Here is an 18431-nt window from a genome sequence, read left to right as displayed (position 1 = left end):
AATACAATCTACATAAGTTTACATACAAGACATAAACTAGTATACCGTGACTTCAACTTTACCCCTTTTCTCATGAAAAAAGCCTCCCGATGTTCGGGAGGCTTTTTTCATGATGAACTGTATAGACTAGCGGTTCGACGCTTCTTTCTTCATCTTCTTGTGCATGTGCTTCATGCTTTTGGCCGAATCCGCTTTCATGTCGTCGCCCATTTTCTTGGCATCTTTCTTTGCTTGCTTGGCTTCTTTCTTCATTTCCTTGTGCGCCATTTTAGCATCGTCCTGTGCAAAAGCAGCACTCGTCAAAAACAAAGCGGTGATAGCCGCCATCATTACCTTTTTCATCGTGTTAGTTAGCTAAGTGAAATAGTATCAACGATAGCTTAACAGTCTATCGACTAAAAGGTTATTAAACTTTGCTTAAACCAATACGGCCCGACAAACAGTATCACTGATTGCTCGATTTAGGTGCTTTCTTTTTCGCCTTTACATTGGGGGCACTGGTCTTAACACTACTAGTAGGATCGGTCGTTGTCGTACGAGCACCACCCGCACCACTGACCTGCGCTTGTTCGGCTGTCGTTCCGGTTCCTGTCGATATGCCCATCGTTCCGTCGTGGGTATTAGCGGCTGACGGATCGGAACGGACAGCGTCCGTTGATGATCTGGTTCCGGTTTTTGAAGTTGAGCCAGACGATTTCGATTTTTGTTGCGGTTGTTGTTGCGCTATGGCTGAACCGGATAGCAGTAAAACAAAGGCAGCGGCTGCAAGTGAATTCATCATCAGTAAGGTTTGTCTAGTGATGATCAATTAACTGCTGCCGCTGCCGGTAGTTTTTACGCAGTACAGAATCCAAGCAAACGGTTTACACTACACCGCCACGTTGAACTCCGACGTGAGGTGAAACTGAATGTCAGGATTATTTTGCTGGTTCATGCGCAGCATCCATTCCGACTCAGCCAGAAACACCGGATTATTATCTTTATCAAACGCGATCTGATTACCTTTCAACCGGATAAATTCACGAAGCTTAATAGGGTCTTCGGCGGTAATCCAGCACGCTTTGGTATAGTTCAGCGGTACCCAGCGACACTTGGCTCCGTACTCATTTTCCAGTCGGTACTGAATAACTTCGAACTGAAGTTCACCCACCGTTCCAACGATTTTACGGTTACCGATTTCAAGCGTGAACAGCTGCGCAACCCCTTCGTCGGTCAACTGCTGAATCCCTTTATCCAGCTGCTTCGACTTCATCGGATCCAGATTGACCAGTTCTTTGAAGATTTCGGGCGAAAAGCTCGGAATACCCTGAAACTGCAACTCCTCTCCTTCCGTCAGCGTATCGCCAATCTTGAACGTACCCGTATCGTACAGTCCCACAACGTCGCCAGGGAAGCCTTCTTCCACGACACTTTTGCTATCGGCCATGAAACTGAATGGCGAAGCAAAGCGAACGTTTTTATCCAGACGCGTATGGTGGTAAAACTTACCCCGCTCAAATACGCCCGAACAGATACGCAGAAAGGCGATCCGGTCGCGGTGGCGTGGGTCTAAGTTCGCGTGAATTTTAAAGACGAAGCCGCTGAAGTTTTTCTCTTCGGGCAACACTTCCCGCTTGTCGGTTGGACGAGCAATCGGTTCGGGCGAAATGTCGCAGAAGCCTTCCAGCAATTCTTTTACGCCAAAGTTGTTGACCGCCGAGCCGAAAAATACCGGAGCCAGCTTACCGTCCAGATACGCTTGCCGGTCAAAAGCGTCATACACGCCTTCAATCAGTTCAACGTCTTCCCGAAGCTGAGCCGCGTCCCGTTCACCCACTTTCTGGTCCAGCAACGAATCAGCCAGTTCGATGGGCAGTACGTCGTCTTCAACTTTCGTTTTGTTGACTTTAAAGAAATATAACTTTTTCTCGATCAGGCTGTAAACGCCTTTGAAGTCCGAGCCCATGTTAACGGGCCAGGTCATGGGCCGAACCCGAATGTTTAGTTTCTCTTCCAGTTCATCGAGCAAATCGAACGGGTTGCGGCCTTCCCGGTCAAGCTTGTTGATGAAGATGATCACCGGCGTATCACGCATCCGGCATACTTCCATCAATCGCTCGGTTTGTTCCTCAACGCCTTTTACGCAGTCGATCACCAGAATAACACTGTCTACAGCAGTGAGCGTCCGGTAGGTATCTTCCGCAAAGTCTTTGTGACCAGGGGTATCAAGAATATTGATTTTGAGATTGTCGTACTCAAATGTCATCACCGAGGTAGCAACCGAGATACCCCGTTGCTTCTCGATTTCCATAAAGTCGGAGGTGGCCGACTTTTTAATTTTGTTTGATTTTACAGCCCCCGCCGTCTGGATCGCTCCGCCAAAAAGCAGTAGCTTTTCCGTCAGTGTTGTTTTACCGGCATCGGGGTGGCTAATGATGGCGAACGTCCGCCGACGAGCGGTTTCGGCCTTTATATTTGTTTGCATTATTCTCAGAATCAGAACACAAAGATACGAATATATATAAAGATTGACGCGCCAATCGGTAGAATCAAGAACGGCCTACCCGTGGCGTTGTGCACTTCTTCGTATACGTTATAAAAAGGCCCACAGCAACAAGGCCCAACCCGCAATCAGGGCGACACCACCTATTGGTGTAATAGCCCCCAACCAGGTTATACCCGTAAAACACAGGATGTACAAGGAGCCGGAAAAAATCAACACACCCCCAATAAAGGAATAACCCGCGTAGTTGAGCAGTTTAACAATCGACGGATTACTACCGAACAGCTGCATCAAAACGCCAACCAGCACCAGCGCCAGCGCATGATAAAACTGGTATTTCACGGCGGTCTCGAAGGTTGCTGCGCGGCCGGATGCTTCCAGCATAGTACGCAGGGCATGCGCACCAAATGCACCAAGGGCAACCCCCAATAAACCCAATACAGCACCTGCTTGAATAAAAAATTTCATAAGGTTAAATCGCGACGGCGGTCGGTATGATTGAGATACTAAACTTTTTAAGCAACACGTCAATCTATTCTAGAAACAAAATCAGAGGGTAGAAACATTCCGCGCGCCAAAAATAGCGCTCCCCACCCGAACCAGCGTACTGCCTTCTTCCACAGCGATGCGGTAGTCACCACTCATGCCCATCGATAGCTCGCTAAACTGAATGCGTTCACCGTTGCCGTGCGGCCATGATGTCGCAGCCAGCTTGTCGTACAACTGCTTCAATCCGCGAAACTCTTGGCGAATTTGGGCTTCATCCTCCGTGTTGGTCGCCAACCCCATCAGGCCAACAATCCGAACATTCGATAGACTCGTTAAAGCCGGATCGTTTAGCAGTTCCTCAGCCTCGTCGGCAGAAAGACCAAACTTGGTTTCTTCGTCGGCAATATAGATCTGGAGCAGGCAGTCAATCACCCGGTTGTATTTGGCAGCCTGCTTGTTGATTTCCTGCAACAGTTTCAAACTATCGACCGAGTGAATCAGCGTCACAAACGGGGCGATGTACTTCGTTTTGTTTGTTTGCAAGTGGCCGATCAGATGCCATTCGAGGTCGGCAGGAAGCTGCGGCTGCTTTTCAACCATTTCCTGCACTTTGTTCTCGCCAAACTTTCGGCAACCCGCGTCGTAAGCCTCTTGTAGCATCGCAATGGGCTTCGTTTTGGTGACGGCTATCAACTGAGCGCGCCCGGCTAGTTCCGTCTGGATTTGGTGAATAGCATCAGCAATCATATATAACCTGAAAGTAGGTCAACTGGGACCGTTTATTAATATTGTGCAAAGATACGCTTGAGAACTACGCGAAATCCTGTAGTTTTTGGCCGTAAAGCATCCACTTGGTACAATAAACGAGTAGATGATATAGTTTTGGAAAGGATTTAACCGCAACCCTTCAGTAATAATGAATCCAATGGAACCTAGAACCCAACCCCGAAACAATAGTCGCAGCTACCTGCTGGCCGCCCTACTGATTCTGGCTGCATTGAACATTCTGTTACTCTACTTCTATTATCAGGAACGGCAGGACAACAAAACGAAAGACGCCACCATTGCCGCCAAAACCGAAGAAGTGCTAGCAGCGAAAACAAAGCTAGATTCCATTTCAGCTCAGTTGGATGCCAAAATTGCCGAGATTCAACGACTGGGTGGTAATGTGGATTCGCTTATGAAAGTGAGAACGCAGTTGGAAACGGATAAGCGTGAACTACGGAACGTGAACTCGTTCGACGGCAAAAAATATGACCAGAAGATCCGGAACTACCAGGCTCTTTTGGCCCAGAAAGACCAGGAGATCGTCCGGCTAAAACAGGAAAATGGCCTACTGACCCAACGCAATGACTCGTTGTCAACGGAGAATACGAGCCTAAAGGCCGAACGGCAAACGTTGAGTGATTCGGTGGCAGTGGTGACCACCCGGAATCAGGAGCTATCCGAAAAAGTGACCATAGCGGCAGCATTGCACGCAGAAAGCGTTACCGTTAGTGCCATCAACGCGCGCGGCAAAGAAAACGACGGTGGTAGCTACAAAGCCAAACGCATCGATAAAATACGGGTGTCGGTTCGGTTATCCCCCAACGGCTTGGCGAAACAGGAAGAAAAAACAATGTACATGCGTGTTCTTGACCCGAGCGGTGCGGTGGTGTCGGACATGGCTACTGGCTCCGGCGAGTTTACGTACAACGGAGAAGGCATGATTTATACCGCGATGCAGCGGTTTACTTTCGATAACAGCCGCCAGCAGGTTGACTTTATTTACGGTCGGGGTGGAAAGCGATTCAACGAGGGTCGCCACACGATTGAAATTTACTGCGAGGGTTTCCGCATTGGTGAGGGCGACTTTACGGTCAAGTAATTTTCGAAGCACAGGTACTTACAAACGATTGGGGCGGAAGAGATTCCGCCTTTTTTCATACTATTTATAGACAAGTACTATCAACTAAACACTTTTTTTCTTACCTTTGCGCCCTCATTTCAAACCAATTACGTACAATGTTTCCTAATAACTACGAAACGGTGTTCATCTTAACTCCCGTTTTATCTGAGACTCAGATAAAGGACGCCGTTGACAAGTTCCGCAAGGTGCTGACCGATAACGGTGCGGAACTCGTTCACGAAGAGAGCATGGGCCTTCGCAAACTGGCTTATCCGATCCAGCACAAGAACACGGGTTACTACCAACTCTTCGAGTTTAAGGCTCCCGGCACGATCATCGAGAAACTCAACACTGAGTACCTCCGCGATGAGCGCATCATCCGTCACCTGACGGTTTCGCTCGATAAACACGCCGTTGCTTACAATGACCGCAAGCGTAATGGCTTGGTGGGCAAGAAAAAACAAACCGAAAACGCTTAGGCTACGTAACCATGAGTTTGCAAAACGAATCTGTCTCGAAAACTGAGACCCGCAAAAAATACGACCGCTTTAAAAAAGCCGGCATCAAATACATCGATTATAAAGATGGTAACTTCCTGCTGAAACTGCTGAACGAACAGGGCAAGATCCTTCCCCGGCGGTTAACTGGCACGAGCCTGAAAAACCAGCGTAAAGTGGCACAAGCCGTTAAACGCGCTCGTCATCTGGCCATCCTGCCATACGTAGGAGATTCACTGAAATAAAGTTTACTGTTTTCAGTACACCGTGAGCCCTCAGCGGATCACCCCACTGAAACCAGAAAACGGAAAATTATTCTGAACAAATGGAAATCATCTTAAAAACCGATATTGCCGGCCTGGGCTATAAAAACGACACCGTAGCGGTGAAGCCAGGTTACGGCCGCAACTACCTGATCCCTCAGGGTTATGCGGTTATGGCTACTTCTTCGAACAAGAAGATCGTTGCCGAAAACATCCGTCAGGCTGCTCACAAAGCCGAAAAAATCAAGAACGACGCGCAAGCAATTGCAGATGGTATCGGCGACATCACGCTGACGATTCCAGCAAAAGCGGGCGACAGCGGCAAAATCTTTGGTCGTGTTACCAACACCCAAGTTGCTGATGCCCTGCGTGAAAAAGGCTTTGACATTGACCGGAAGAAAATCACGGTTGATGACGTTAAGACGCTTGGTACCTACGAAGCTTCGCTTGACCTGCACAAGGACGTGAAGCACAAAGTAAAATTTGAAGTTGTATCGGCTGAATAAGCGTACACGCTTCCAACTAAAAGGTCGGTCTTGAATAAATCAGGACCGACCTTTTTTTATGCTTACATGTTTCCTTCTACTTCACTGTAGTACCAGTCCAACGGAGCTTTGTAGGTTTGAAACAACGACTGTATCTCATCGAAGACTTTATTGTTCTTGTACTTTATTAGTCGCCAATCACTTTGTTCCAACAGTTTTAGCGTTTCGCCCAGTGTAAGTTTCTGGGCGTCCTGCCAATAAACAAGTTTTTTCTTTTCGGCAATCGTTCGGTATAACAGATCACGGGCACGAACGGAAAAGGCAATCTCCTGTAGTTTTAACGGTGGAATTCGCTCAATAAGCGCTTGTCGGCGGTCAATTTCCTGATGAGCTTGCGTGATTAATTCATTTAATGACTCAAAACTTAGGGTTTTAATGCGTTTTTGAAAGGACATCGTTACGTAATGGCGGAAAAAAGGATTTCTCCGTGAATGTAAAGAAAAGTCGTGGCTCTTCACGGCGAACGCAAGGCATTGCCAAAATTGAGGCTATACGCTACTTACTCAGAATCAGCTTTAGAAAGAAACCCTGACTACTTCTCAAACAAAATGTACTCATCACAAATAACTGTAAATCAATAAATTGACTAGTCGATTATATTTCATAGCCAGAACCTAATTGCCTTTGTTTTGTGTTCTTTCAGTATGCAGTTTCATACCGAATTAGTACCTGAATCGCTCCCCCATTCGATCGGCCTGAACAGCCGTATTGTAACGATTGGGTCGTGCTTTGCGGAGGTCATGGGGCGTCGGCTGGCCGATCATAAGCTAACTGTGCTGGACAACCCCTTCGGAACGATCTTCAACCCCGTCTCGATTGTCAGGCTGTTAACGATGGCGCTCTACGGAACACCACCGGATGAAGATCGCTACATCGAACGCGATGGAACCTGGTTTCACTACGACTTTCATTCGTCGCTCTGGGCTACCAATCGGGATGAATTACGCACTTTACTCATCCAAACATTGGCACAAACCGGCTTAGCCTTACGCGAAGCTAATTTTCTGTTTCTTACGCTCGGCTCGGCGGTTGTTTATCGGCACATCGAAACGGGTAAAGTCGTGGCAAACTGCCATAAAATGCCGGGGCAACTGTTCGAGAAGTACTTATATCAGATTGACCATCTTCGCGATGAGCTGACACTGCTGCTGAAAATACTGCGCAAAGCCAATCCGAAGCTCAACGTCCTGCTGACGGTTAGCCCCGTTCGTCACACCCGCGACACGCTACCCATCAATCAGGTCAGTAAATCGACGCTGCGCGTGATCGCTCACGAGCTGACGGTCTGGAATAACTGGGTATCCTATTTCCCAGCTTATGAGCTGATGATTGACGATCTGCGGGATTACCGGTTTTACGAAGCGGATTTGATCCACCCGAACGCACTGGCCCACGATTATATTTTCGACAAACTTGCTGAAAGTGCATTTGACGTCGAACTTCGTGACTTTATTGTTCAGTGGTCCAAACTAAAAAAATCGCTGGCTCATCGTCCACTTTATGGCAATAGCCCCGCTCACGAGCAATTTTTAGGACGGTTGCTAACCCAATTAGAAAGCTTATCTGCGCAAGTAGACGTTTCGGCGGAACTGGCAGCGGTTCGTAGTCGTTTAAAAGGCGGAGAACAGCCTGAAAGCCAAAGCGCGGACAGGAAAGATGGCGAAATAGAATTTGCCTGATTTTCAACTATCCCGGCCTTCCTCCCTTCTTTTTTCCAATATTATGTCTGATTACCGATTATCCAAAGAAGCTGTTTTACAAGCCCTAAGTACCGTTGAGGAGCCTGATCTCAAGAAGGATCTTGTTTCGCTCAACATGGTCAAAGATATTGAGTTAAGCATCGGTCAGGTGCGCTTTACGGTTGTACTGACAACACCTGCCTGTCCGCTGAAGGAAGTCATTCGGAAACGATGCGAAGATGCTATTCACACGCACATAGGTCCGGAGATTGAAGTCAAGATCGACATGACGTCTGACGTAACGTCAACGCGTAACAACGCACCGACGCTGCCGGGCGTAAAAAATATTATTGCCGTATCATCAGGTAAGGGTGGCGTTGGCAAATCTACCGTTACAGCAAACCTGGCCATTGCGCTCCACAAATCGGGGGCTAAAGTTGGGATCATCGATGCGGATATTTACGGTCCTTCGATGCCAACCATGTTTGGTGCCGAAAACATACAGCCTCGTATTTTTCAGGTAGATGGTCAGACGAAGATGGAGCCCATTCAGCAGTTTGGCATCAAAATTCTGTCGATGGGCTTTCTGGTTGCACCGGGTCAGGCCATTATCTGGCGGGGTACAATGGCGGGTCGGGCCTTGCAGCAATTCTTTTCCGACGCCGATTGGGGCGAACTGGATTATCTGCTCATCGATTTACCACCGGGTACAGGCGACATTCACCTGACGCTGGTTCAAACGGTACCGGTAACGGGGGCAATTATCGTAACGACTCCCCAGAAAGTAGCCTTAGCCGATGCAACAAAAGGGCTTGCCATGTTCCGGCAGCCGCAGATTAACGTTCCGGTACTCGGCGTTATTGAAAATATGTCTTACTTCACCCCTGCCGAATTACCTGATCATAAATACCACATTTTTGGTAAAGGGGGCGGTAAAGAGCTGGCCGAGCAGTTCGACGTGCCGCTGCTGGCCCAGATCCCGCTTGTGCAAAGCATACGGGAAGCGGGCGACGAAGGCCGTCCTGCTGTCAGCATGGGCGATCCGGTAACGCTTGAGGCATTCCGGTCGGCAGCGGAAGCGCTGGCACAGCAAGTAGCCATCCGGAACGCATCGATTGACCGCACCAAGCGCGTAGAAGTAGCGTAACCTGTTTATTTGGACCAAGTCTGAGCTTGGTTTGTTAGTTGCATAAAACCTCGATATCCTGTAAATTTACCGTAAATACAAAATTCATGGAGACGGTAGTTAATAACGACCAACTGATTACGAAAATCGAACGAGCGCTTGATGGCATGCGGCCTTACCTGGCTGCCGATGGTGGCAACGTGAAAGTGCTGGAAGTGACCGACGATAAAACCGTACGACTCGAGTTGATCGGTGCGTGTGGCTCTTGTCCCATGTCGGCCATGACGTTCAAAGGTGGCCTGGAAGAAGCAATCCTGAAAGCCGTTCCTGAAATCACCAAAGTAGAAGCAATCAACATTACGCCTGCGTTTTAACGAACTGGCTGCTTCTTGCTCTTGATTTACATCCAATGGCCTATTTATAGCGCTTGCCAAGTAGGGTTGCCTGCTTTCGATAAGCGATTATAGAACAAGCGCCCGGAATTTCATATCGTATTGACTTGAGCCGTCTGTCCATAAACAGGCGGCTTTTTCGTTTATTTGCGAATCGTAATATTCTCAAACCAGTGAAAATAGGCATTTTCTTCGGGGGCCCAGCGCGGGAGCGCGAGGTGTCGTATGCAGGTGGGCGCACAGCTCTGGCAAATTTAGACAAAGGCTTGTTCGAGCCAGTTCTGGTATTCGTAGACGGGCGCGGACGGTTCCGACTCGTTGAACCTGAATTTCTGATGCATCCGTCCCTGCGCGACGCTTTACCCCAGGACAAATCAGGATTCTCGGTGTACGACGAATCACTCGACCAGGACGTACTGGAAGCAGCCCTGCCTGAGATACGCCCCGAACAATTCCGCGATCATTTCGATATGGCATTTCTGGCCATGCATGGACCCGACTGCGAAGACGGTGCGATTCAGGGTTTACTCGAATGGTACAAAATGCCTTACACGGGTCCTGGTCTGGTTGGTTCAGCGGTAGGCATCAATAAAATATTACAAAATGAGTTGATCGCGCTCGCCAATGGGCAACAAAAGAAAACAGCTACCATTAGCCGCGATGCCTATGAACAGGCCGACAAAGCCCAGTTTTTTCAGTCACTGACGGAGCATCTGGGTTTGCCCATCGTTGTGAAAGCACCCCATCAGGGTTCGTCCATCGGCGTAGCCATCGTGCGGGAAGCTGACCTGGCGCAGTTCTGCCGGGCGGTCGAGCAGTGCTTCTTTACGATGAGCATTCGTCCCGACGGATGGAGTAAATTAAGCGAATGGTCCGACCTGTCAGCCGGCGAGAAGCGGGAAATGGCTCAGACAATGGTAAGCCTGGATTCGGGTATTAGCTTTCCCGTCGTGATCGAGCAAACGGGCGAAGTGATTCATCACCCCAACGATTTCATCGAAAAACTTGATGCGCTGGCTTCGAGTGGCTCCTCCATTACGCTGGCCTCACTCAATGCGGAAGACGAAGTGCTGTTCGAAGAATTTATCAGCGGGCAGGAATTTTCGTGCGGAGTTATTCAGGATGACGACCAAATGGCGATTGCGTTGCCACCGACCGAAATTTACAACGTAACCAGCTTTGATTTCGAGTCGAAGTACAAACTCAACACTACCAAAAAACGGATTCCGGTCGAAACGACGCTGGAAAACAACCGGAAGATTCAATTAGCGGTAGCCGAAGTATTTACGCGCTTAGGGATTAATGTGTACGCACGCATTGATGGGTTCCTGACGCCCGACGGTCGGGTACTGCTTCACGATCCGAACACCATTCCGGGTATGTCGCCGTCCTCCCTTATTTTCAAGCAAATGGCCGAAATTGGTCTGAACCTGTCGAACTCATTGACTTACCTGATTCGTCAGTCGCTGCGAGAACGGATTCGCTCGGGAAAAGACACTTTCCACCTCAAACGATTGCTGACCGATCTTGACGCTCAACTAGCCAACCGCAAAGCCAATCCGCTACCCGAACGGGTTATTTCGTTTGGATCGAGCGACGAGGAATTCTTGGCAGCCAAGCAGCAATACAACGAGTTAGCAGCCTCCGGAGTCGTTCGTCCGTCGCTTATGTACATCAAAGGGAAGGCTGAATCGCACGAGATTCCGGTTTATCTACTTTTCAAAGACACGATTGTCGAGTTGGAAATAGCGCTAAGCCAGCCGCGCCATTCGCTACTTATTGAAACAGTTGAGCAAACTGCTCACATTACGGCGAGGTATATTTAGTAGTTGTGCAGGCAACTAGGCTACTATCTGTTCAACTGAATGGCAAGTTTGAATAAAGATGGCCGAAGCAGCGACTTTACACATTTTTAGGTTACAACAATTATAATTTCTAGATAATACGTAAACTTATCCACATTCTTTACGCAATCTATTGTAAGGATTTGGTAGGCAGTTGGGGAATTGTAATTTTGGCGCACAATCATTTATAGTTTTAATAAGCCTTTTCGTATGACAACGACCCTTGACGCTTCCACACAGCAGCGCGTAGACCAATGGCTGGGCGGCAATTATGATGCCGACACCAAAGAAGCCATTCAGCATTTGATTGATTCAGGCAATGTCACGGAGTTGACCGACTCGTTTTACCGTGATCTCGAATTTGGAACGGGTGGCCTGCGCGGGGTGGTTGGCGTTGGTTCAAACCGCATGAACCGGTACACGGTTGGAGCCGCTACGCAAGGACTTTCCAACTACATCAATGCAGCGTTTCCCGATGAGGATATTAGCGTTGCCATTGCGCACGACAGTCGCCGGATGAGCCCCGAGTTCGCCCGGTTGGTGGCGGATATTTTCTCGGCCAACGGCATTAAAGTGTATCTGTTCAGCGCGCTTCGCCCGACACCCGAACTGTCTTTCGCAATTCGGCAACTGGGCTGCCAAAGTGGTATCGTCGTAACGGCTTCGCACAATCCGCCTGAATACAACGGTTATAAAGTATACTGGAACGATGGCGCGCAGGTCGTTTCTCCGCACGACAAAGCCATTATTGCCGAGGTAAGTAAAATTACGTCGGTCGATGACATCAAGTTTGAGGGCGTTCCCGAAAAAATCCACCTGATCGACGAAGAAATCGATGCTCCGTATATCGAACGGATCAAGTCGAACGCCGTTAATCCAGACGTAATTAAGCGTCAGGCCGATCTCAACATTGTTTACACGCCCATTCACGGAACCGGCATTACGCTCGTTCCCCGCGCGCTCGATGGGCTGGGCTTCACCAACGTTCACATTGTTGAGCAGCAGGCAACACCCGATGGCAATTTCCCGACGGTGAAGTCACCGAACCCGGAAGAACGGGCTGCCATGCAGCTCGCGCTTGATCTGGCCTTATCAATCAACGCCGATCTGGTCATGGCGACCGATCCCGACGCCGACCGCGTAGGCGCAGGTGCCCGCAACCACCACGGCGAATTTGAGCTGCTGAACGGTAACCAGATGGCCAGCCTGATTATTTATTACCTGCTTAATGCCTGGAAAGACGCAGGCAAGCTGACGGGTAAAGAGTTCGTAGCCAAAACCATCGTTACCACTGACCTCATCGATCAGATGTGCGAACGGTACGGTGTTAAATGCTACAACACGCTAACTGGCTTTAAATACATTGCCGAAGTGATTCGGGAACTGGAAGGAAAAGAGAAATTTATTGGTGGTGGTGAAGAAAGCTACGGCTACCTCATCGGTGATTTCGTCCGCGACAAAGACGCAATTGCTTCCTGTGCCATGATTGCCGAACTGACGGCTTATGCCAAAGACAATGGCAAGAGCCTGTTTGATTTGCTGATGGCGATGTACCAGGAAAACGGCTTCTACTACGAAGCGCTGGTGTCGTTGACCAAAAAAGGAAAAGCGGGCGCTGAAGAAATTCAGCAGATGATGGCCGACTTCCGGGCTAACCCACCGAAATCAATTGCTGGTTCGCCCGTCGTTCGGGTTGATGATTACAAAGCATTGACACGCCTGGATGCCCAAAGTGGACAAACTTCAGCCATTGAAGCAGGAAAGCTAGGTATCGAATCATCGAACGTGCTGCAATTTTTTACGGAAGACGGCACTAAAGTATCGGCTCGCCCATCGGGTACCGAACCCAAGATCAAGTTTTACGTCAGCGTGCGTGAACCGCTCGAAAGCAAAGAAGCCTTTGACGACACCTACGCTCAGCTGAAAGAAAAAGTACAGCGGGTAATAGACGAGTTGCAACTCGTTTAGGTAGCGCATAACTATTATTTGTACAAACGAAAACCCCGGTCATTCACACGACCGGGGTTTTCGTTTGTACAAATAATAGTTATAGAAATAAAGTAAGATTAATTAGAATAAGTGGTGGCAATTAGGGAATAATACTCAAGTATATTCCCTAATTGCCACCACTTATTCTAATTAATCGTATGACTCGTAGTGTTTTACAAAAGTTGTATCGTACCGTCCCTTTGCTCCTGATGAGCTGGGCTCTGTGCGTGGGGGCATTTGCCCAGGATCGAAAAATTTCCGGTCGGATCATCGATGGAAATGACAATTCGGGATTGCCCGGTGCAAACGTCTTGGTTAAAGGTACGACGACAGGCGTAGTCACCGACGCCGACGGCCATTTTTCGCTCAATGTATCCTCCGGTCGTGATATTCTGACAGTTTCGGCCATCGGGTACGTTTCCCAGGATATTACCATAGGCGCTCGTACAACGCTCACCATTGCCCTAGCTCCTGACGTAAAAACGCTCAACGAAGTCGTTGTGACGGGTTACGGTGCTCAGGCCAAACGCGACATCACGGGGGCGGTTGCGACGGTCGATACGAAGCAGTTGCTGTCCGTTCCATCGACTAACGTCGGGCAAGCCTTACAAGGCCGTGTAGCCAGCGTGCAGGTCGGTAACGAAAATTCGCCCGGCGGTGGCGTCATGGTACGTATCCGTGGTTTTGGTACGATCAACGATAATTCTCCGCTTTACGTCATTGACGGTGTTCCGACCAAGGGAAACCTGAACACACTGAACCTCAACGACGTGGAGAGTATGCAGATTCTAAAAGACGCATCGGCGGCTTCTATCTATGGTTCTCGGGCCGGTAACGGTGTCGTTATCATCACTACGAAAAAGGGTAAAGCGGGTAAACCCAAATTTACGTACGACACGTACTACGGTTCTCAGCGACATGGCAAGCTGCTGGACATGCTTAACACCCAGGAATACGCTAATCTGATCTGGGAGTCTCGGAAAAATTCAGGGGTTGTTTCCGCTAATGGGAACCCGCTTCATTCGCAGTTCGGGAATGGCGCTACGCCCGTCATCCCCGACTATATTTTGCCAAGTGGCGCTATGGAAGGAGACTCTCGGGTTGCCCGCAATGCCGACGGTACGTATGTCAACTACAACAACGACATCAATTCATCTAAATTCCTGCTGATTACGAAAGCTAACAAAACGGGGACCGACTGGATGGAAGAAATCTTTCGGACGGCTCCGATTCAGAATCATCAGCTGGGCGTATCGGGTGGCAGCGAAACCGGGCGTTATGCCATGTCGCTCAATTACTTCAATCAGGAAGGTATCATGAAGTACACGGGTTACAAACGGTATTCGCTTCGTGCCAACACCGAATTCAACGTAACCAAACGGGTGCGCCTTGGGCAGAATTTTCAGGTGGCTTATGGCGAACGTGTCGGTCAGCCCAATGGTAACAATGCGGAGAGTAACCCCATTTCATTTGCCTACCGGATTCAGCCTATTATTCCCGTATACGACGTAGCGGGAAATTTTGCCGGTACACGCGGGGGGGACCTCGACAATGCTTTCAATCCAATGGCAGATCTCTACCGAAACAAGGATAATAAAGAGATCGAGGTTCGGTTATTTGGAAATGCGTTCGCCGAAGTAGACATCCTGCCCAATCTGACGGCTCGTACTAGTTTCGGGATTGACTACAACAACTATAACTTCCGCAACTATTCGATCCGGAATATCGAAGCCTCAGAAGCACGTGGATCAAACAGCCTGACAACCAATAACAACTACGGCTGGACATGGACCTGGTATAACACGCTGACCTATAACATCAATCTGGGAGATCGGCACCGGTTCAACGTCATTGCCGGTACGGAAGCGATCAAAAACTACTTCGAAACCTTCGATGCTACCCGTACCAATTTCTTCGTGGATGACCTGGACAACCGCTACCTTAGCTCAGGTACCGGTATTCAGACCAACAACGGCACCGCATCGAACTGGAGTCTGGCCTCCGAGTTCGCGAAGATCAACTATGGCCTGGACGACAAATACCTGCTCGATCTGACGGTTCGCCGGGACCGTTCCTCCCGCTTTGCCCCAGAATATCGGTCGGCGGTGTTTCCGGCAGCTAGTGCGGGTTGGCGCATTTCGAAGGAGAATTTTTTTAAGCCTATTACGCTGGTCGATGACCTGAAATTCCGGGTAGGATTTGGTCAGACAGGTAACCAGGAAATCGGTAACTACAACTCCTTTACACAATTCAGTACCAACCCGATTACGTCGTTCTACGACATCAACGGCACGCGCACGTCGGCCGTATCGGGGTACGAACTAACGCAGTTCGGGAATATTCAGGCCAAGTGGGAAACAACGACCAGCCTGAACATTGGCTTTGATGCGTCCTTGCTAAAGAATCGGTTGAGCGTTGGTTTCGACTGGTACACCCGCACGACATCAGACATGCTTTTCCCCGTTCAGCCCCCGCTTACGCAGGGCGTAGCGACCAATCCGTTCCGGAATATCGGTTCGATGCGCAACCGGGGTGTCGATCTTATGATCGGCTACGGGGATAAGATTGGCGCAAGTGGTTTAACCTACAACGTCAACGCCAACTTCAGTACGTATCGCAACGTCGTTACGAAAACAAATGGCGATCCCAGCACCCAGTATTTCGGCATCAACGATGAGCGCATCCAGAACTTCGTCGTCACGCAGCAGAATTACCCGATTGCTTCCTTTTTTGGCTATACCATCGACGGTATTTTCCAATCGAACGAAGAAGCCAAAGCACATCCTGTGCAATTTGGGAACGCTGCTTCCGAAAACGTAGCAGGTCGGTTCAAGTTCCGCGACGTAAACGGTGATGGCGTCATTAACTCCCAGGATCTAAGCATCATCGGGAGCCCGCACCCAAAGTTTACCTACGGCCTGAACGTTAGTCTGAACTACAAAAACTTCGGGCTGACTGTATTCGGACAGGGTGTTCAGGGGAATCAGATTTTCAACTACGTTAAATACTGGACCGATTTCCCCACGTTTGGCGGTAACCGCAGCACCCGGATGCTGTATCAATCCTGGCGTCCGGGCAGTACCGACGCCGTTCTGCCCCAGCTGCGTTCGAGCGATCAGGTGAGTATCCAGCCGTCGACGTATTACCTCGAAAGTGGTTCGTACTTCCGGATGAAGAACATTCAGCTCACGTATCAACTCCCGCAGGCCCTGCTATCTCGCCTGAAACTGGGCGCTACGTCGGTTTACATTCAGGGCCAAAACCTGTTCACCGTCACGAAATACTCGGGAATGGACCCAGAAATCAATTTGCGTTCGTACTCGTCTGGTAACGATCGGCAAATTGGTGTCGACGGTGGTTCGTATCCCGTAGCGAAAACCGTATTGGTTGGTCTGAATCTTTCTTTTTAACGTACCCCATTCCTTGCCATGAAAAAAACGACTTTATTCATAACAACAGTCTCGCTGGCTATCGCTACGTCTTGTTCCGACAAATTTCTGGATGTTCAACCCAAAGCTGCGTTACTAATCAGTCCACTGCAAAACAAAGCGGGCGTCAATGCGCTGCTTATTGGTGCCTACTCCCTGCTCGACGGGTGGGCAACACCCGAAGGAGCCTACCGGTCTTATCAGGTGGGAGCCGACAACTGGGTGTACGGCAGCGTAGCGTCCGACGATGCGTACAAAGGAACCATCGCCGGTGACCAACCCCCTATCTCGCTCATCGAGCAGGCAAACATTCAGTCGGATAACATTTATTTCCGGGGTAAATGGCGGGGCATGTACGATGGCATTGCGCGGTCGAACGACGTATTGCAGACCTTGGCCGTCGCGAAGGATATGACCGATTCGGAAAAGCAGCAGATTACGGCCGAAGCTCGTTTTCTGCGGGGACATTACCATTTTGAACTCAAGAAGATGTACAACATGGTTCCCTACATTGACGAGAAAACGTACAACCCCAATGACCTCGAAAGTACGAAGCTCCCGAACACGTCGGATATCTGGCCCAGTATCGTAGCCGATCTAAAAGCGGCTTATGACGTGTTGCCCGCCAAGCAGTCGCAGGTGGGTCGCCCGACGAAGTGGGCCGCTGCGGCTGAGCTTGGCAAAGCGTATCTTTTCCAGAAGAAATATTCCGAAGCAAAACCGTATCTCGAAGCGATCGTAGCTAGCGGCCAATACCGGTTAATGGATCGCTACCACGACAATTTCAGAGCGGTTACCAATAATAATGCCGAGTCGATTTTCGAAGTGCAGTATTCGGTTAACGATGGTGCATCGGGTGGTGAAAACGGGAACATCGGCTCTACGCTGAACTATCCCTATGGTGGCGGTGGCGTAACGACCTGCTGTGGTTTTTTCCAGCCTTCTCAGAACCTGGTAAACGCCTTCAAAACCGACGTCAATGGCCTGCCCTTGCTCGACTCGTTCAATTCGACGGATGTACCAAATGACCAGGGAATCGAATCAACAGCCTCATTTACGCCTTACACAGGAAACCTCGACCCTCGCCTGGACTGGACGGTAGGTCGCCGGGGGATTCCCTTTCTGGACTGGGGCGTTCACCCCGGCAAGGCGTATATTCGTGATCAGTCGTACGGAGGTCCGTATTCACCCAAGAAACACCTCATGTATCGCTCGGATGTGGGCACCAATACGTTCGCGGGTAACCCCCGGTTGAATGCCAATAACTACCGCCTGATTCGCTACGATCACGTGCTACTCTGGCTGGCTGAAGTGGAAGTAGAAGTCGGTGATCTGGAAAAAGCGCGGTCTTACGTCAATCAGGTGCGTCGGAGAGCCGCCAACCCCGACGGTTTTGTTAAAAATTCGGACGGAACAGCCGCTGCAAACTATGTTATCAAAGAGTATACCGCATCCTGGACCGACAAAGTCACCGCCCGGAAGGCCGTACAGTTTGAAGAGCGATTGGAGTTTGGCATGGAAGGCCACCGTCGGTTCGATCTGGTTCGTTGGGATCTGGCCGATCAAACGCTAAACGCGTATTACTCGGTGGAATCGGCCAAACGCTCGTATTTGAAAGGAGTTAAGTTCATCAAAGGTCAGCACGAATATTTCCCCATTCCGATTCAGGAAATTTTCAACAGTAAAAAAGGGGGCACAGCCACGCTAACGCAAAATCCCGGCTACAATTAGAAATTAAACAGGTTCTCATGGACGGGTAAGCTGACCGGAAGCAATCTAGAGGGTAGTGAGTAAGTATAGCTTGCTCGC

17 protein-coding genes are annotated in these 18431 nt (G+C 49.5%); 11 read left to right on the top strand and 6 right to left on the bottom strand.

What is annotated here, in order from left to right; all coding sequences use genetic code 11:
• Positions 1-126: 126 nt before the first annotated feature.
• From M0L20_RS12285 to M0L20_RS12265, 5 genes are all read right to left on the bottom strand, one after another.
• The gene (locus tag M0L20_RS12285) at positions 127-342 is read right to left on the bottom strand and encodes a hypothetical protein (protein ID WP_232561262.1); all 216 of its coding nucleotides are present in this window, start codon (positions 340-342) and stop codon (positions 127-129) included.
• 103 nt (positions 343-445) lie between these two features.
• Positions 446-781 (bottom strand): hypothetical protein, encoded by a 336-nt coding sequence (locus M0L20_RS12280; protein WP_232561261.1) that lies wholly within the window; start codon positions 779-781, stop codon positions 446-448.
• 87 nt (positions 782-868) lie between these two features.
• Entirely contained in the window at positions 869-2464 is a 1596-nt protein-coding gene (locus M0L20_RS12275) for a peptide chain release factor 3 (RefSeq protein WP_232561260.1), read from the bottom strand.
• A 108-nt stretch (positions 2465-2572) separates the two neighbouring features.
• Complete coding sequence (locus M0L20_RS12270) at positions 2573-2950, bottom strand: DUF423 domain-containing protein (RefSeq protein WP_232561259.1); 378 nt, start codon at positions 2948-2950, stop codon at positions 2573-2575.
• A gap of 81 nt (positions 2951-3031) precedes the next feature.
• Entirely contained in the window at positions 3032-3718 is a 687-nt protein-coding gene (locus M0L20_RS12265) for a YggS family pyridoxal phosphate-dependent enzyme (protein WP_248477240.1), read from the bottom strand.
• Positions 3719-3896: 178 nt separating this feature from the next.
• On the opposite strand from M0L20_RS12265, the gene M0L20_RS12260 reads away from it, so the two are divergent.
• The 4 genes from M0L20_RS12260 to rplI all read left to right on the top strand — a co-directional run bounded on the left by M0L20_RS12260 (position 3897) and on the right by rplI (position 6125).
• Positions 3897-4838, top strand: a complete 942-nt coding sequence (locus M0L20_RS12260; RefSeq protein WP_248477239.1) for a DUF8428 domain-containing protein — start codon at positions 3897-3899, stop codon at positions 4836-4838.
• Between the two features lie 137 nt (positions 4839-4975).
• Positions 4976-5338, top strand: coding sequence for a 30S ribosomal protein S6 (gene rpsF / locus M0L20_RS12255; RefSeq protein ID WP_232561256.1), 363 nt, complete (start codon positions 4976-4978; stop codon positions 5336-5338).
• Between the two features lie 11 nt (positions 5339-5349).
• Complete coding sequence (rpsR, locus tag M0L20_RS12250; RefSeq protein ID WP_106139615.1) at positions 5350-5601, top strand: 30S ribosomal protein S18; 252 nt, start codon at positions 5350-5352, stop codon at positions 5599-5601.
• Positions 5602-5681: 80 nt separating this feature from the next.
• Positions 5682-6125 (top strand): 50S ribosomal protein L9, encoded by a 444-nt coding sequence (gene rplI, locus M0L20_RS12245; protein WP_232561255.1) that lies wholly within the window; start codon positions 5682-5684, stop codon positions 6123-6125.
• Positions 6126-6187: 62 nt separating this feature from the next.
• Here the strand turns inward: rplI and M0L20_RS12240 are convergent, their stop codons facing one another.
• Positions 6188-6559, bottom strand: coding sequence for a hypothetical protein (locus M0L20_RS12240; RefSeq protein ID WP_248477238.1), 372 nt, complete (start codon positions 6557-6559; stop codon positions 6188-6190).
• Between the two features lie 249 nt (positions 6560-6808).
• On the opposite strand from M0L20_RS12240, the gene M0L20_RS12235 reads away from it, so the two are divergent.
• The 7 genes from M0L20_RS12235 to M0L20_RS12205 all read left to right on the top strand — a co-directional run bounded on the left by M0L20_RS12235 (position 6809) and on the right by M0L20_RS12205 (position 18353).
• A complete protein-coding gene (locus M0L20_RS12235) occupies positions 6809-7843 on the top strand; it encodes a GSCFA domain-containing protein (RefSeq protein WP_248477237.1) in 1035 nt (344 codons plus the stop codon).
• Positions 7844-7886: 43 nt separating this feature from the next.
• The gene (locus tag M0L20_RS12230) at positions 7887-8990 is read left to right on the top strand and encodes an Mrp/NBP35 family ATP-binding protein (protein ID WP_232561252.1); all 1104 of its coding nucleotides are present in this window, start codon (positions 7887-7889) and stop codon (positions 8988-8990) included.
• A gap of 86 nt (positions 8991-9076) precedes the next feature.
• Positions 9077-9343, top strand: a complete 267-nt coding sequence (locus M0L20_RS12225; RefSeq protein ID WP_232561251.1) for a NifU family protein — start codon at positions 9077-9079, stop codon at positions 9341-9343.
• A gap of 191 nt (positions 9344-9534) precedes the next feature.
• Positions 9535-11187 carry a D-alanine--D-alanine ligase family protein gene (locus tag M0L20_RS12220; RefSeq protein ID WP_248477236.1) on the top strand — a complete coding sequence of 551 codons (1653 nt, stop codon included), beginning with the start codon at positions 9535-9537 and terminating at the stop codon, positions 11185-11187.
• 228 nt (positions 11188-11415) lie between these two features.
• Positions 11416-13173 (top strand): phospho-sugar mutase, encoded by a 1758-nt coding sequence (locus tag M0L20_RS12215; protein ID WP_248477235.1) that lies wholly within the window; start codon positions 11416-11418, stop codon positions 13171-13173.
• Positions 13174-13352: 179 nt separating this feature from the next.
• Complete coding sequence (locus M0L20_RS12210; protein ID WP_248477233.1) at positions 13353-16604, top strand: SusC/RagA family TonB-linked outer membrane protein; 3252 nt, start codon at positions 13353-13355, stop codon at positions 16602-16604.
• Positions 16605-16622: 18 nt separating this feature from the next.
• A complete protein-coding gene (locus tag M0L20_RS12205; RefSeq protein ID WP_248477232.1) occupies positions 16623-18353 on the top strand; it encodes a RagB/SusD family nutrient uptake outer membrane protein in 1731 nt (576 codons plus the stop codon).
• The last annotated feature ends 78 nt before the right edge of the window (positions 18354-18431 follow it).

The sequence above is a fragment of the Spirosoma liriopis genome, from assembly GCF_023196085.1.
Lineage (GTDB): Bacteria > Bacteroidota > Bacteroidia > Cytophagales > Spirosomataceae > Spirosoma > Spirosoma oryzicola.
This window is presented reverse-complemented; position numbering and strand designations above follow the sequence as displayed.

What these genes read in the sequence shown, in the direction of transcription:
- M0L20_RS12285 (WP_232561262.1), bottom strand. Translation starts at nt 342, where the DNA reads ATGAAAAAGGTAATGATGGCGGCTATCACCGCTTTGTTTTTGACGAGT.
- M0L20_RS12280 (WP_232561261.1), bottom strand. Translation starts at nt 781, where the DNA reads ATGATGAATTCACTTGCAGCCGCTGCCTTTGTTTTACTGCTATCCGGT.
- M0L20_RS12275 (WP_232561260.1), bottom strand. Translation starts at nt 2,464, where the DNA reads ATGCAAACAAATATAAAGGCCGAAACCGCTCGTCGGCGGACGTTCGCC.
- M0L20_RS12270 (WP_232561259.1), bottom strand. Translation starts at nt 2,950, where the DNA reads ATGAAATTTTTTATTCAAGCAGGTGCTGTATTGGGTTTATTGGGGGTT.
- M0L20_RS12265 (WP_248477240.1), bottom strand. Translation starts at nt 3,718, where the DNA reads ATGATTGCTGATGCTATTCACCAAATCCAGACGGAACTAGCCGGGCGC.
- M0L20_RS12260 (WP_248477239.1), top strand. Translation starts at nt 3,897, where the DNA reads ATGGAACCTAGAACCCAACCCCGAAACAATAGTCGCAGCTACCTGCTG.
- rpsF (WP_232561256.1), top strand. Translation starts at nt 4,976, where the DNA reads ATGTTTCCTAATAACTACGAAACGGTGTTCATCTTAACTCCCGTTTTA.
- rpsR (WP_106139615.1), top strand. Translation starts at nt 5,350, where the DNA reads ATGAGTTTGCAAAACGAATCTGTCTCGAAAACTGAGACCCGCAAAAAA.
- rplI (WP_232561255.1), top strand. Translation starts at nt 5,682, where the DNA reads ATGGAAATCATCTTAAAAACCGATATTGCCGGCCTGGGCTATAAAAAC.
- M0L20_RS12240 (WP_248477238.1), bottom strand. Translation starts at nt 6,559, where the DNA reads ATGTCCTTTCAAAAACGCATTAAAACCCTAAGTTTTGAGTCATTAAAT.
- M0L20_RS12235 (WP_248477237.1), top strand. Translation starts at nt 6,809, where the DNA reads ATGCAGTTTCATACCGAATTAGTACCTGAATCGCTCCCCCATTCGATC.
- M0L20_RS12230 (WP_232561252.1), top strand. Translation starts at nt 7,887, where the DNA reads ATGTCTGATTACCGATTATCCAAAGAAGCTGTTTTACAAGCCCTAAGT.
- M0L20_RS12225 (WP_232561251.1), top strand. Translation starts at nt 9,077, where the DNA reads ATGGAGACGGTAGTTAATAACGACCAACTGATTACGAAAATCGAACGA.
- M0L20_RS12215 (WP_248477235.1), top strand. Translation starts at nt 11,416, where the DNA reads ATGACAACGACCCTTGACGCTTCCACACAGCAGCGCGTAGACCAATGG.
- M0L20_RS12210 (WP_248477233.1), top strand. Translation starts at nt 13,353, where the DNA reads ATGACTCGTAGTGTTTTACAAAAGTTGTATCGTACCGTCCCTTTGCTC.
- M0L20_RS12205 (WP_248477232.1), top strand. Translation starts at nt 16,623, where the DNA reads ATGAAAAAAACGACTTTATTCATAACAACAGTCTCGCTGGCTATCGCT.